The organism is Citrobacter sp. Res13-Sevr-PEB04-36 (genome assembly GCF_015672735.1).
GTDB lineage: Bacteria > Pseudomonadota > Gammaproteobacteria > Enterobacterales > Enterobacteriaceae > Citrobacter.
On record NZ_JADABY010000044.1, the window covers coordinates 15,869 to 29,605 of the forward strand.

The following is a 13,737-nucleotide window of genomic DNA, read 5'->3' on the forward strand; positions in this document are numbered from 1 at the left end:
CAGCCAGGCCGGACCAGACGCAGATACGTCATCATCCGGCCTGCCACGCAGACTCAAAACGTTAATTCTGTCTCCAGCAGCGCCAGAATACTTTCGGCATTTTCAGCGGCAAATAATGACTGGCGGAACGATTTATTCACCAGCTTACGCGCCAGCTGCGAAAAGACTTTCACATGGTTAATACCTTCATCCGCGCCCAGCGTCAGCATAATGACCAGTTCAACTTCACCCATTTCTGACTGCCAGTCAACCGGCCCGGCAAGCCGGGCTATGCTGATGCTGGAATGGCGGATCCACTGAGATTTCGTGTGCGGAATAGCCACGCCAAACCCGACGGCGGTAGTGACAATTTCCTCCCGCTGCCAGACATCCTCTTCCAGTTCAAACGGATGTTCAGTTCGTCCATTCACGCCAAGATTGCCGCACAGGAACTGGATCACCTGCTCTTTGTTGCTAAGATGTTCGCCAACAAAGATGTTCTCCAGTGCCAGCAACGGACGGACGTCTTTTTGCGGTGTAAACTGGTTCAATAACGCTTCTATTTCCTGCGCGCTGCGACATTCGCAGGCCTGTAGCGCGAGTTCCCGACATGCCTGACTATCCAGTTGACGGAGCTGACTTTTCAACGCCGGAACCCGCGGGCTGCTCATACTTAACTCATCAAGCCCTAAGCCTACCAGCAGCGGCAAATAACGACTCTCCCCGCCCAGTTCACCGCAGATGCCAACCCATTTACCGCGATCGTGCGCCACCCGGACTATCTGCTGCAACATACGCAGAAACGAAGGGGTAATCGGATTGTACAGCGGCGAAACACGCGGATTATTACGATCGACCGCGTACAGGTATTGGGTCATATCGTTTGAACCAATGCTGAAGAAATCCACTTCCTCACAAAAATGATCGATGATGTAACACACCGACGGCACTTCCACCATAATCCCCAGTGGGATGGCTGAGGCATGGCGTAAACCGTCCGCTTTCAGCTCAGCCATCGCTTTTTGCAGTTCGCTTTTTACCCACAGGATCTGGTCAAGGCTGTGCACCATCGGGATCATCAGCTGCGCGTTACCGAAGGTCGCCGCGCGTAAAATGGCCCGGAGTTGCGTGCGAAAAAGTCCGGCAAATTCAGGATAGATACGCACCGCGCGATAGCCGAGAAACGGATTCTCTTCCTGCGGAATATTGAGGTAAGGGATACTTTTATCACCGCCAATATCCATGGTACGAAAGATAACCGGTTTGTCGCCAGCGGCCAGCAGTACCTGCTGGTAGGCTTCAAACTGTTCCTGCTCGTCAGGAGCGCTATCCCGGTCCATAAACAGCATTTCGGTACGAAACAGACCAATACCTTCAGCACCGTTGGCAAAAGCCCCGGGGGCTTCCAGCGCGGTGCCAATGTTTGCCGCAACGTCGATTCGCTGACCATCGCGCGTCAGTGCAGGCTGTGCCGCATCAAGCGCCTGTCGCTGCTGGCATTCGTCGGCAAGCTTTTGTGCAATGCCATAATATCCACGCACGGCATCATTAGGATTGATCGCCAGTACGCCGCAGCGGGCGTCCAACACTGCCTGCTGCCCGACATACCGACTGATGGCCTCCACGGGCAGACTACTGAGCACCGGGATCGCCGATGCGCGCGCCAGGATCAGAGTATGCGATGTACGCCCGGTCTTCTCGAGGATCATCCCGGACAGATGTTGTAAATTAAGGCTTAAAAACTGGCTAGGGGTAAGGTCTTCGGCAACCAGAATAGTCGGTTTGTCCAACACCAATGCATTACGTGGTCGTCTTTCAGGCCAGGTGATGTGCAGCAACTGCTCGCTGATATCACGGATATCACTGACTCGCTCACGCAGATAGTCGCTCCCGGAAGCTGACAGTTTTTCACATACCTGTTGCATATTAGCGATAATCGCCGCGCCCAATCCCAGATGCTGCTCGAGCATTAAGCGGCGAATGTTACCCGCAAACTCATCGTCCTGAATCAACGACAGGTGCGCACTCAGGATAGTTTTGCTCTCACCGTCACGTTCACGCAGTTGCTGATTAAGTTGTTCCGCCAGTGTCGCCAGGCTGTGCTCCAGCCGGGTGTTATCCTCCGCACTCGCCGCAATAACGCGATAGCTTTCCAGGTTATCACTCTGCCATAGCGTCAGCATACCTGCACCTACGCCGCCCGCCAGCACGTTGCCATACAGCAAATCCGGGTTAAGGCGTATCAGCGATCGCGGCAGCGGATGTGCCGCCAGCTCTGCAGGCGTGGGCTGAACGCTGTCGCTGTCGATAAACCGGTGCTGGAGATAGGATTCCAGCGCACGTCTGGCCGGTTCTTCATCGCTACCGATCAGGGTTAAACTACAACTGTCATTAAACAGCGTTCCGGTGCCGATCAGCGCCAGCGAACTTTTCGCATCGGCCCGCGAGTTCTGCCGATGATTGATAAACGTCACCTCACTTTGCCACTGACTGCACTGTTCTTTCAGCTCCCACGCAGGGCGCGCATGCAGGCCATTGGGCAGCGGGCAAAGAAATTGAATCGTAAGCATAACAACTCCTGGTTAGCGCGAAATCAGCACCTGAAATCCGTCAGATGAACAACGGTTTCGCACGTAAGATGTGAAATAAGAGCCGACAGCAGTTGCTGTGTCTGGCTGATGTCACGACAGTCAGCAATCGACGCTGCGCAGTGCCCATGGCGGGTGGCGGGCCCCAGCACCACCGTCGGGATGCCCGTGCCGCTGACATGCACCGCCCCGCCGTCGGTGCCACCGTTACTGAACATATCCAGCTGTAGCGGTATCCCCGCCTCAGCGGCAATGTTTTCGACCCATGCTGTTAATTTTGGCGGGGCAATAAGCGACTTATCGCTCAACACCAGCATCGGGCCTTTACCGAGCTGTCGGTGGTTCGCCGCGCCATAGTCAAAGTTTTTTGCCCAGCAGGCGGTATCCAGCACAATCGCTATATCAGGCGCTACCGCCCGCGCTGCCGTTTGCCCTCCACGCAGCCCGACCTCTTCACTGGAACTGGCCACCAGCCAGACCTCACAAGGCAGTTCAGCGCTATGCCATTCACGCAGCAAAGCTATCAGCAAATAGCACCCAAGTCGGTCATCAAAGGCTTTGCCCATCACACGCTGATGCGGCAAAACCTGAAAAGTCGTGTCGAAGGTGACGCGATCGCCCGGACGAACACCAGCCTGAATCACCTCGTCATAAGAACGTGCGCCCATATCGACCCGCAATGCGCTAACGTCACTGCCGTTGCGCTCCCCGTCAAGCAGCCCGGGGATTTTGCTCTCTTCCCGCGTGGTGATGCGAACCGGCTGCAACTGTCTGGCCGCCATCCGCACATTGCCCACCGGCAAGACATCAATCGCCCCTTCGCTGGAGATACTGCGTACGATAAATCCCACTTCATCCATATGGGCGCAGATCATCACCTTCGGACCCGTTGATTCATTGAGGCGGATCAGTACCGATCCCAGACCATCGAAGCGCACCTCTTTATGCAGGCGATCCGCCTCTTCGAGTAAGATCTGACGAACCTCGTGTTCTGATGCGGCAATCGCATCTGCCTCGCTCAGGGCTTTCAGTAGCGATAAATCCATTACGCTTCTCCCGTGTGTAACAATGTTTTCGGCATGTTGTAGAGCACTTCACCACCGTCTGGTGTGACTAACACCACGTCCTCAATACGCACGCCCCCCAGCCCCGGCAAATAAATCCCCGGTTCGACGGTCAGCAGCATACCCGCCATCAGTTCGGTGGTATCGGTTGGGGAGAATCTTGGGTTTTCATGCACTTCAATGCCGATAGCGTGTCCGGTGTTATGGCCAAAGCAATCACCATAGCCAGCGTCGGCAATGACCTGGCGGGCCGCGGCATCAACCTCATGGCAAGGCCGGCCAGGGCGAATTGCTGCCACTGCCGCACGCTGCGCCGCAAGAACCGTCTGATAAACGGAAAACAGCACGCTTTCTTCTGCCGCTCCTGCGTCAGGGATCCAAAACGTTCGCGTCATATCCGAACAATATCCCTGACACTGTGCGCCAAAATCCAGCGTGATAAACTCACCCGCCTCGACACGCTTGTCACTGGCTTTCCCGTGCGGCAGCGCGCCGCGCCAGCCGCTGGCGACAATGGTGTCAAAAGAGGCTTTTTCCGCACCCTGCCTGCGCATAAACCACTCCAGCTCAGCAGCTATCTCACGTTCACTAAGACCCGGCTGAATAAAACGACGAATGTGCTCAGCGCTGAGATCGGCAACCCGGCAAGCTTCGCGGATACAAGTAATTTCCTGCGCCGTTTTTACCTGCCGAAGCACATCCGGTACAGCACTCACCAACCGGGCATGCAGTTTGTCTGACCACCTGTTCGCCGTTTCCCAGCTCACCTGCTCGCCTTCAAATCCCACCGCGGACAGCTTTTCGTCATCAATAATGTGATTTATGCACGAATACAGCGTCTGCGTCGCATCGAGTAAATGGATCTGGTAGCCACGCGTGCGCGTTTCGATATCCGTGTAGTAACGCGAGTCGACCAGGATATGCGCACTTTTATGACTGACAAACACAAACCCGGAACTGCTGGAGAGCCCCAGATGCGGCTGTTTATTCTGTCGTGATGAAAGCAGTACCGCATCGAGGTGCTGCGCCGTTAGCCATTCCCGCAGTGAGATCAGTAAGCTCATGGTAACAATCCTTATACTCAGAGGCTTTCAATCAGCAGTTTGCCTTTGCGGTACATCATGTGACGCAGGAACACCACCATCAGCGCCGTAATCACCGCTCCCAACACAATCCCCGCGATATAGACGCCGAGATTGGTGACCAACGGCCACGCCCAGATAGCCGACTCGGGGAACCACTGCACCGCACCCAGCCAGACAGCGGCTGTCGAACCCACAATCGCCCCAACCATATACGAAGGGATAGCCGTAATCGGGCTTTCCAGCGCAAAGGGAATTGCCCCTTCACTGATACCCATAAACGCAAGGAACATCGCCGTTTTCCCTTGCGGGTAAAGCTGGGCACTGAACAGGCGATGACCGGTTAAACGACGGTCAATCAACGTGGCAAGCCCAAGGCCAATCGGCGGAATAACAATCGCAATAGAACGCGCCGTCACTGGCAAAACATGGTCTGTCGTAAAGCTGAAGGCAACAAATCCTGCGGCCTTATTGATAGGACCGCCGAGGTCAATCGCCGTTGCCGCCGCGATCCCCATGGCATACATCAGTGTGCCTTTCTCTCCGGCTGCCGTCAGCAGGGTACGAATGCCGCCGTTGATCCAGCCACCAAACGGGGTGATCACGTAATACATTGCCAACATGACAAAAATAGCGGAGAGGATGGGCAGTAAAAAAGTGGTTTTGAACGCCAGCAGGAAATCCGGTAACTGGATTTTTTGGTTCATCCACTTCACCAGATATCCGGCGACAATCGAGATAATCAGTGCACCAATAAAAGTTGACGGGACGGGAGCACTGGTTGCCCACTGTAGAGTGGTGGGGTCGAAGTTCAGTATCTGAGTCGGCTGGGTAGACATCAACCCACCGATAAATCCAGCAGGAAACGCCAGCTTACCGCCGATAGAGTTAGCCACAAACGCAGCAAACATCGGAATCGCAAAACCAAACAGCACGCCACCAAAGGATTGCGACAACCAGGCAAACTTCAGTAGAGAGAGATTAAAGCCATCGAATTTCCCGCTATTTAGCGCATCCATAATGCTGGTGTCAGCGGGAATCTTGAGCCAGCTGTAGGCGATCAGTTGCGAGAAGGCGAGGATCACCCCGCCCATGATTAACGTCGGAACCATGCGCGAAATACCCGACATCACGTGCTGCGGGAGTTCGCCCCAAAAGCTATTGCGGGAGACCTGGGGATTTTTTATTGCCGCTGCCGCACCTGATGCGCCAGGCACAACGGTTGCACTGCGTTTTTTAATGGCCATACGTGTTTCCCTGTAGACAATTATTGTTGTTCTGCGGCAACCATCTCTTCGATCTCTTTAATGATGCCAGCAGCATTTTTTATTGCGTCCTGCAACGTAATTTCGTACACATCGCGCGTTTCAAAACGTTCGTTATCTTCCGGGGTAACGGCAACAGAATGGATAATTAACGTCGCCTCCGCGATATCTTGCGGCGTCAGTCGGTTTTGAATACCGTCTGCGCCCTGGGTTTCAATTTTCACTTCATAGCCGGCTTCAACTGCCGCCTCTTCCAGCGCCTGAGCGGCCATAAAGGTGTGGGCCAGGCCCATAGGGCACGCACAGACTGCAATCAGTTTTTTGCTCATAACAGATTCCTCGTAATAGTTAACGAGTGAAATTATGGCTGCAGGAAAGCAATGACCGTTACCAGATAAATAATGCTTTTACTGGACAAATAATTCCGCAATGCGGAAATGTGATGTGTGTCGGAAAGGGGAATAGCAGACGAAAAAAAACCGCGTAAATAACGCGGTTTCGCAATCTTGTCGTGAAACAACTACAGAATATGCCCCAGCGTCTGGCGCAGATGCGCACCGGAGCCCAGCAGGCCTGGGTTATCATGCACAATCAAATACACTGGAATATCCTGCACGTAGGCTTTAAAACGGCCTTTATCTTCAAAACCTCCGCGGAAACCGGATGCTTTAAAGAATTCAAGGAAGCGCGGCACAATGCCGCCGGCAATATAAACACCACCAAAGGTCCCCAGCGTTAACGCCAGGTCGCCGCCAAAGCGACCCATGATGACGCAAAACAGCGACAGCGCCCGACGACAGTCAGTGCACGAGTCTGCTAACGCACGTGCGGTAATATCCTTCGGCTGTAGATTTTCCGGCAGGCGTCCGTCTGACTTGACGATGGCGCGGTACAGATTCACCAGCCCCGGTCCGGATAGCACGCGTTCTGCGGAAACATGGCCAATCTCGGCACGCAGAACCTCAAGGATAATCGCCTCTTCTTCGCTGTTAGGCGCAAAATCTACGTGACCGCCCTCTCCCGGCAGGCTCACCCAGCGCTTATCGACGTGCACCAAATGCGCCACGCCTAAACCAGTTCCTGCACCATATACGGCTATCGGTTTACCTGCTACCGGTTGCGTACCGCCAAACTGGATCAGGTGCTCTTTTTTCAACATCGGGATCGCCATTGATACGGCGGTGAAATCATTGATGATTTCCAGATGGCTGAAGCCTAAATTCTTTTTCATTTCAGCAATAGAAAACGCCCAGGTGTGGTTGGTCATTGCCACCCAGTCGCCGGTAATCGGACAGGCGATCGCGATGCATCCATCCTCAACGTTGACGCTATGCTCATCCAGATACACGCGAACCACGGCCTCAAGGCTGGGATAATCGAGCCCGGAATAGGTCTTTGTCTGCGAGATTTCACCGCTGGCAATGTCGCACAGAGCAAGACGCGCGTTGGTGCCGCCAACATCACCTACTAAAGCATATTTTGTCATTCTTCTACTGCTCCGCTAAAGTCAGAATAAATCTTTGCCACACTGTAAATTCATGAGGGCATAACAACAACGCTCTGAAGGCTGATGCCGGTAGAATATCGACCCAGATCACAGAATTACTTTATCGTTTCAGCACCATTTGCAGCGATGTCAGCAGACAGGCTGTGCAAACTATGCCTATGACTCTATTTGAGGGAATAGAAAATGCTCCATCCGCGAGCCAGAACGATGCTGTTATTATCCACTCCCGCACTGATCATTGGCGTTGCCTCAAGTCTGGTGCTGATTGTCGTCATGAAAGTGGCCGCCGTTTTACAGAAATTTTTATGGGAACGCCTGCCCGCCAGCATTGGCATTGCCCATGATTCTTCGCTGTGGATAATCGGCATGCTTACGTTGACCGGGATACTGGTCGGACTCGTCATCCGCTACAGCCACGGCCATGCGGGCCCGGACCCGGCCTGTGAACCGCTGATCGGGATGCCGGTCCCTACATCGGCACTGCCGGGACTGCTGGCCGCGCTAATCCTCGGCCTGGCTGGCGGCGTCAGTTTGGGGCCAGAACACCCAATAATGACCGTAAATATCGCGCTGGCTGCGGCGATTGGCGTCCGCTTGTTTCCCCGTATTAATAAGCTGGACTGGACCATTCTCGCCTCTGCGGGCACCATCGGGGCGTTGTTTGGTACGCCTGTGGCCGCCGCACTGATATTTTCGCAAACGCTGAGTGGCTCCAACGATGTGCCGTTATGGGATCGCCTGTTTGCACCACTGTTGGCCGCGGCTGCCGGTGCGCTGACCACCGACTTATTCTTTCATCCGCATTTTTCATTGCCCATCGCCCAGTATACGCAGCTACAACTGACCGATATTTTTAGCGGCGCGGTGGTTGCCACCATTGCCATAGCGGCAGGTATGGTGGCGGTATGGTGTTTACCCCGTTTACATCAGCTGATGCATCGCCTGAAACACCCGGTACTGATCCTCGGCGTCGGCGGTTTTCTTCTTGGGATCCTGGGCGTTATCGGCGGGCCGCTAACCCTGTTTAAGGGACTGGATGAGATGCAGCAAATGGCGTTTAGCCAGACGCTGGGGGCATCAGACTATTTCATGCTCGCGGTGATTAAACTGGCGGCGTTAGTGGTTGCCGCCGCCAGTGGTTTTCGTGGAGGACGTATTTTCCCGGCTGTATTCGTTGGCGTGGCGCTGGGATTCATGCTGCATGCCCATGTTGAAGCGGTTCCGGCGGCCATCACCGTCTCCTGTGCCATTCTGGGACTGGTGCTGGTTGTCACCCGCGATGCCTGGCTGAGCCTGTTTATGGCGGCAGTGGTGGTCCCTGACGCCACCCTGCTGCCGCTGTTGTGCATTGTTATGCTTCCTGCCTGGCTGCTATTGGCGGGCAAACCGATGATGATCGCCAACCGTCGCGATCAGTAACTATCCCCCGTTACGGGCTTCCAGCGCACGGGTCACCGTGCGCAACAGCTCAGGCAAGTCGGCTTTCGGCAACATCACTTCAATTAACGAAAGCCGCTGCGGGCTAGCCAACCGAACCAGAACTTCCTCCAGCTGTACAGCTTGCGTCACGCGCCAGCACTCCGCCTGGCACTCCTGGCTTAGCGCTTGTGGCACCTGCGTCCAGTTCCATCCGGCAATGTCGTTATAACGTTGGTTTGCTCCGTGAATAGCCCGCTCTACGGTATAGCCGTCATTATTGAGCAGTAGGATAACCGGAGTTTGTCCGTCTCTGAGCATCGTACCCAGTTCCTGAATGGTAAGCTGGGCAGCACCATCGCCAATAATCAGGATCACCCGACGGGCTGGGCACGCCGTTTGTGCCCCCAACGCGGCGGGTAAGGAATAGCCAATCGATCCCCACAGCGGCTGCACCAGTACTTCCGCCCCGGAAGGTAACGAGAGTGCAGCGGCACCAAACGCCGCAGTCCCCTGATCGACGAGGATAATGTCGTCAGGTACCAGGTATTGCTGCACCGTGTGCCAGAAATTTTCCTGCGTCAGCGGTCCCTTCTCGAACTGGGGTCGCCCGACAGGCGGGCGTTCTGGTGGCAAAGAAAACGACAGCTCCAGGCACAGTTCCCGTAGCGTGGTGACCGCCTGTTCCATCGGGACATTAAACCACTGACTTCCCACACGTGAAGCATGCGGCTGAACCTCAATCGTGCGCTCCTGCGCCAGGCACTGCGTAAAACCGGCGGTTAGCGTGTCGACAAAACGGGTGCCCACGCAAATAATGGTGTCGGCATCTTCTATCGCCTGGCGTACATATTCACTGCTGGCCCCTGCGCTGTATGTACCAACAAACGCCGGATGACGTTCATCAAAAAGCCCTTTGCCCATTAACAGCGTGGCATGAGCCATCGGCGTTTCTGCCATCCAGCGCTGCAAAACAGGCTGCAAACCAAAGCGCTGCGCGAGAAAGTCAGCCAGCAGCGCCACGCGCGAGCTGTCCAGCAATCGCTCACGAGCCTGATAACGAAACGCCGCCGCTACGCTGCTTTCCGGTTCACTCAGGGGAATAACCAGTCTGTCCTGCGGGGGCGTAGCGGGCTGTTTGGCAACATCGGCAGGCAACATCAGGTAGCCCGGCCTGCGTTCGGTTAACATCACCCGCAGTACACGGTCAATTTCATAACAGGCATTTTGTTCATCAAGCACCGCGCTGGCTGCCGTTACTGCCTGGTGCATACGGTAAAAATGCTGAAAATCGCCGTCACCCAGAGTGTGATGCATAAGCTCCCCGCGACGCTGGGCACCACTGCACGGCGCGCCGACAATCTGCAGCACAGGAACATATTCTGCGTAGCTGCCCGCTAATCCATTAATGGCGCTTAATTCCCCGACGCCAAAGGTGGTGAGAAGCGCCCCTGCCCCGGCCACCCGGGCATAACCATCCGCTGCATAAGCCGCATTTAACTCGTTCGCGCAGCCGACCCAACGTACGTCGGGGTGGTCAATCACGTGGTCAAGAAACTGCAAATTATAATCGCCCGGCACACCAAAAAGATGGCCAATACCACAACCTGCCAGTCTGTCCAGCAGGTAATCAGCAACGGAATACGGGGTTTGCATGACAGCTATCCTTCTGACGGTAACCTCATGTTGAGTATCGAAGAACTGTGATAGCTGTCCAGGAAGACGCAATGAAGGGGGTGGAAAGCAGAATTTACAGTTTGGTCAATAAAATATCGTTGAAGCATCGCCTGTGTAACCGTATACACTGAAAGACACGCGTTATCTGAAAAGGGGGCAACATGGTTTATCACGCGGATGAAAATCGCTATCAGACAATGGAATACCGCCGCTGCGGTCAGAGCGGGTTAAAGTTACCGGTTATCTCTCTGGGCTTATGGCACAATTTTGGCGACACCACGCAGATCGAAAACAGCCGAAACCTGCTACAGCGCGCTTTCGATCTGGGGATCACCCATTTTGATCTCGCCAACAACTACGGCCCACCGCCGGGATCGGCTGAGCGTAATTTCGGCCGTATTTTACAGGAAGATTTTTTACCGTGGCGGGACGAACTCATTATCTCCACCAAGGCGGGCTACACCATGTGGGACGGCCCCTACGGTGACTGGGGTTCGCGCAAATACCTGATTGCCAGCCTCGACCAGAGCCTGAAGCGTATGGGGCTGGAGTACGTGGATATCTTCTACCACCATCGTCCCGATCCCGAAACACCACTCAGAGAAACCATGAAGGCGCTGGATCATATTGTTCGCCAGGGTAAAGCGCTGTATGTCGGGCTATCTAACTATCCCGCCGACCTCGCCAGACAGGCCATTGAGATCCTCGACGACTTAGGCACCCCGTGTCTGATTCACCAGCCGAAATATTCCATGTTTGAACGTTGGGTCGAAGGGGGATTGTTGTCACTGCTGCAGGAGAAAGGAGTGGGCAGTATCGCCTTCTCACCGCTGGCGGGCGGGCAATTAACCGACCGTTACCTGAACGGGATCCCGGCGGATTCTCGTGCGGCAAGCGGCAGTCGTTTTCTCAACCCGGACCAAATCACACCAGAGAAACTAGAAAAAGTCCGTCAATTGAACACGCTGGCTGAGCGTCGGGGACAAAAGCTCTCCCAGATGGCCCTGGCCTGGGTATTGCGAGAGGACAAAGTCACCTCAGTGTTGATCGGTGCCAGTAAAACGGCACAAATTGAAGATGCTGTCGGCATGCTGGCAAACCGTCATTTCTCAGCAGAGGAGTGCGCTGAGATTGATGCCATTCTGGGATGCTCGAAATAAAGACACATTTATTAACAAAAAGTGCGCTCTCTCATGATTTAAGAGTTAAGGCGATTAAACGGGGCTTTACTGCCCCGTAATATTACGTTAACAGGCCGGCTACGGCTCGATCGTGAAGGAGAGAAAAAATGTTCAGGTCACTGATTTTAGCGTTAGCCCTACTGGCTTTCACACCGCTGGCTGCAAACGCTGGTGAAATCACCCTGCTGCCATCCATAAAATTACAAATTGGCGATCGCGATAATTACGGTAACTACTGGGACGGCGGGCGCTGGCGTGACCGGGGTTACTGGCACAATAACTATGAATGGCGTAAAAATCGTTGGTGGCGACATGACAACGGATACCATCGCGGCTGGGATAAACGTAAAGCTTACGAACGCGGCTACCGCGAAGGCTGGAACGATCGCGATGACCATCGGGGTCGAGGAAAGGGCCACGGACGTGGTCATGGCCACCATCATTAATGTAACAAAAAAGCCAGTAAGTCATCCCTTCGTACAAATGGCGATAGCATTTTCGATGGCAAATTTAAAAAGGGTCTCTGTTTTTACAGGGACCCTTTTTGCGTGATGCTTACCCAAAAGCCAAACTTCGCGCGCCAACAGCAAGACCTTCCTTCGTTTTCTCAACTTTCCTTATCATTTCACTAATTCGCAAAATCGGAAAAAAAAATTCCGATTTATGATGCTTTTTTTGAACTTTACGCCATAAATATTAACATTAATTTAATATTATAAAAGTTGGGGGTGAGCGCTAATGAAAAAACAAGAACGACACAAAGCCATTCGCGTCAAGCTGGTAACTGATAAAAAAGTTTATGTTAGCGAATTAGCGAGGGAATTATCAGTAACGACTCGTACTATCCGTAATGACTTAAACGAGTTATGTCAAAATACACTTTTCTCATTATTTCATGGTGGCGCACAATTAAAAAATACACCTGATGATGAATCCTTATTTGAGCAATCATTTACAAAAACAATATTGAACGGATTTAAAAGTAACAAAGAGACTGCGCCTACCGCTACCCGTTCTACACAAAATAACTATATTGATGAAAGTATTTATATCCTCGGCTCGTTTAACGTCGATATTGTCTCTGAAACAACGACACTGCCCCAGGTTGGGCAAACAATACGCGCATCTGCAACCCATTTTTATGCCGGAGGAAAAGGTACAAACCAAGCTGTCGCTGCGGCAAAAATAAATAACAACGTTCACTTGACGGTTAAGTTAGGAGCAGATGAGTTTTCAAAAAAAGCGAAGCGCTATTTAACAAACACTGAAATCTCATCATTTTCTTTTTTTGAAAATGAAATGTCATCAACTGGCATTGCTATCGTCTGGGTTTCTGGCGCCACCGGAGATAACATGATCAGTATCGATCTGGGGGCCAATGAAACATTTACCCAAGAGGATATTTTGCTGGATATTGATACCATTCGCAATTGTAAGGTTTTTTTGACTCAACTAGAAAATAATTTTCCCATAACCCGTTATGCAGTAATGCAAGCAAAACTTGGGAAGTCTTTTGTTGTATTGAATCCGGCCCCCTACGTTTCAGAAATAAAAGAAATATTGCATTTAATAGATATTATTACACCGAATAAAATTGAAGCCGAAGCATTGTCTGGCATTAGCATTGTTGATATTTATTCGGCAAAAAATGCGGCTAAAAGCATCCACATTCAAGGCGCAAAATGCGTCATTATCACGTTAGGTAGCGAAGGTTGTCTGATTTTTGATGGTAAAGTTTTTACTCATATTCCTGCCTATAAATCAGCGGTCGTTGATACTAGTGGAGCAGGTGATGCCTTTACCGGAGCGCTGGCTGCATGTATTGCAAACGGTAAAGGACTCATCAATGCAGCGCAGTATGCTTCTGCGTTTGCATCATTGAAAGTTGAACGCAAAGGTGCATCAAACATGCCCAGTAACTCGCTCGTTTATCACCGGATGCAGTAACTGTTGAGAGCATTACCCCCCTACACCTATA

At 52.8% G+C, this 13,737-nt stretch carries 11 protein-coding genes; 4 read left to right on the plus strand and 7 right to left on the minus strand.

Annotated features, from left to right (window positions below):
* Positions 1-53: 53 nt before the first annotated feature.
* From ptsP to glk, 6 genes are all read right to left on the minus strand, one after another.
* Positions 54-2,549: a phosphoenolpyruvate--protein phosphotransferase gene (ptsP, locus tag IMQ48_RS13395; RefSeq protein WP_196209428.1), complete on the minus strand. Its 2,496-nt coding sequence runs from the start codon at positions 2,547-2,549 to the stop codon at positions 54-56.
* Positions 2,550-2,572: 23 nt separating this feature from the next.
* A complete protein-coding gene (gene ypdE, locus IMQ48_RS13400) occupies positions 2,573-3,613 on the minus strand; it encodes an aminopeptidase (RefSeq protein WP_196209429.1) in 1,041 nt (346 codons plus the stop codon).
* Positions 3,613-4,695 (minus strand): aminopeptidase, encoded by a 1,083-nt coding sequence (gene ypdF, locus IMQ48_RS13405; RefSeq protein WP_196209430.1) that lies wholly within the window; start codon positions 4,693-4,695, stop codon positions 3,613-3,615. The genes ypdE and ypdF overlap by 1 nt, the downstream gene beginning before the upstream one ends.
* 17 nt (positions 4,696-4,712) lie before the next feature.
* Positions 4,713-5,960, minus strand: coding sequence for a PTS fructose transporter subunit IIC (locus IMQ48_RS13410; RefSeq protein WP_096756279.1), 1,248 nt, complete (start codon positions 5,958-5,960; stop codon positions 4,713-4,715).
* A gap of 20 nt (positions 5,961-5,980) precedes the next feature.
* Complete coding sequence (locus tag IMQ48_RS13415; protein ID WP_096756278.1) at positions 5,981-6,307, minus strand: PTS fructose transporter subunit IIB; 327 nt, start codon at positions 6,305-6,307, stop codon at positions 5,981-5,983.
* Positions 6,308-6,498: 191 nt separating this feature from the next.
* A complete protein-coding gene (glk, locus tag IMQ48_RS13420) occupies positions 6,499-7,464 on the minus strand; it encodes a glucokinase (protein WP_196209431.1) in 966 nt (321 codons plus the stop codon).
* A 204-nt stretch (positions 7,465-7,668) separates the two neighbouring features.
* Between glk and IMQ48_RS13425 the strand changes: the two genes are divergently transcribed.
* Positions 7,669-8,904 (plus strand): ion channel protein, encoded by a 1,236-nt coding sequence (locus IMQ48_RS13425; RefSeq protein WP_196209432.1) that lies wholly within the window; start codon positions 7,669-7,671, stop codon positions 8,902-8,904.
* On the opposite strand, the gene IMQ48_RS13430 is transcribed toward IMQ48_RS13425, so the two are convergent.
* Positions 8,905-10,557: an alpha-keto acid decarboxylase family protein gene (locus IMQ48_RS13430; RefSeq protein WP_196209433.1), complete on the minus strand. Its 1,653-nt coding sequence runs from the start codon at positions 10,555-10,557 to the stop codon at positions 8,905-8,907.
* 182 nt (positions 10,558-10,739) lie between these two features.
* Between IMQ48_RS13430 and mgrA the strand changes: the two genes are divergently transcribed.
* From mgrA to IMQ48_RS13445, 3 genes are all read left to right on the plus strand, one after another.
* Entirely contained in the window at positions 10,740-11,738 is a 999-nt protein-coding gene (gene mgrA, locus IMQ48_RS13435; RefSeq protein ID WP_196209434.1) for an L-glyceraldehyde 3-phosphate reductase, read from the plus strand.
* Positions 11,739-11,866: 128 nt separating this feature from the next.
* Positions 11,867-12,205, plus strand: a complete 339-nt coding sequence (ypeC, locus tag IMQ48_RS13440) for a DUF2502 domain-containing protein YpeC (RefSeq protein ID WP_196209435.1) — start codon at positions 11,867-11,869, stop codon at positions 12,203-12,205.
* Between the two features lie 292 nt (positions 12,206-12,497).
* Positions 12,498-13,706 (plus strand): PfkB family carbohydrate kinase, encoded by a 1,209-nt coding sequence (locus IMQ48_RS13445; protein ID WP_196209436.1) that lies wholly within the window; start codon positions 12,498-12,500, stop codon positions 13,704-13,706.
* Positions 13,707-13,737: the final 31 nt, after the last annotated feature.

What these genes read in the sequence shown, in the direction of transcription:
- ptsP (WP_196209428.1), bottom strand. Translation starts at nt 2,549, where the DNA reads ATGCTTACGATTCAATTTCTTTGCCCGCTGCCCAATGGCCTGCATGCG.
- ypdE (WP_196209429.1), bottom strand. Translation starts at nt 3,613, where the DNA reads ATGGATTTATCGCTACTGAAAGCCCTGAGCGAGGCAGATGCGATTGCC.
- ypdF (WP_196209430.1), bottom strand. Translation starts at nt 4,695, where the DNA reads ATGAGCTTACTGATCTCACTGCGGGAATGGCTAACGGCGCAGCACCTC.
- IMQ48_RS13410 (WP_096756279.1), bottom strand. Translation starts at nt 5,960, where the DNA reads ATGGCCATTAAAAAACGCAGTGCAACCGTTGTGCCTGGCGCATCAGGT.
- IMQ48_RS13415 (WP_096756278.1), bottom strand. Translation starts at nt 6,307, where the DNA reads ATGAGCAAAAAACTGATTGCAGTCTGTGCGTGCCCTATGGGCCTGGCC.
- glk (WP_196209431.1), bottom strand. Translation starts at nt 7,464, where the DNA reads ATGACAAAATATGCTTTAGTAGGTGATGTTGGCGGCACCAACGCGCGT.
- IMQ48_RS13425 (WP_196209432.1), top strand. Translation starts at nt 7,669, where the DNA reads ATGCTCCATCCGCGAGCCAGAACGATGCTGTTATTATCCACTCCCGCA.
- IMQ48_RS13430 (WP_196209433.1), bottom strand. Translation starts at nt 10,557, where the DNA reads ATGCAAACCCCGTATTCCGTTGCTGATTACCTGCTGGACAGACTGGCA.
- mgrA (WP_196209434.1), top strand. Translation starts at nt 10,740, where the DNA reads ATGGTTTATCACGCGGATGAAAATCGCTATCAGACAATGGAATACCGC.
- ypeC (WP_196209435.1), top strand. Translation starts at nt 11,867, where the DNA reads ATGTTCAGGTCACTGATTTTAGCGTTAGCCCTACTGGCTTTCACACCG.
- IMQ48_RS13445 (WP_196209436.1), top strand. Translation starts at nt 12,498, where the DNA reads ATGAAAAAACAAGAACGACACAAAGCCATTCGCGTCAAGCTGGTAACT.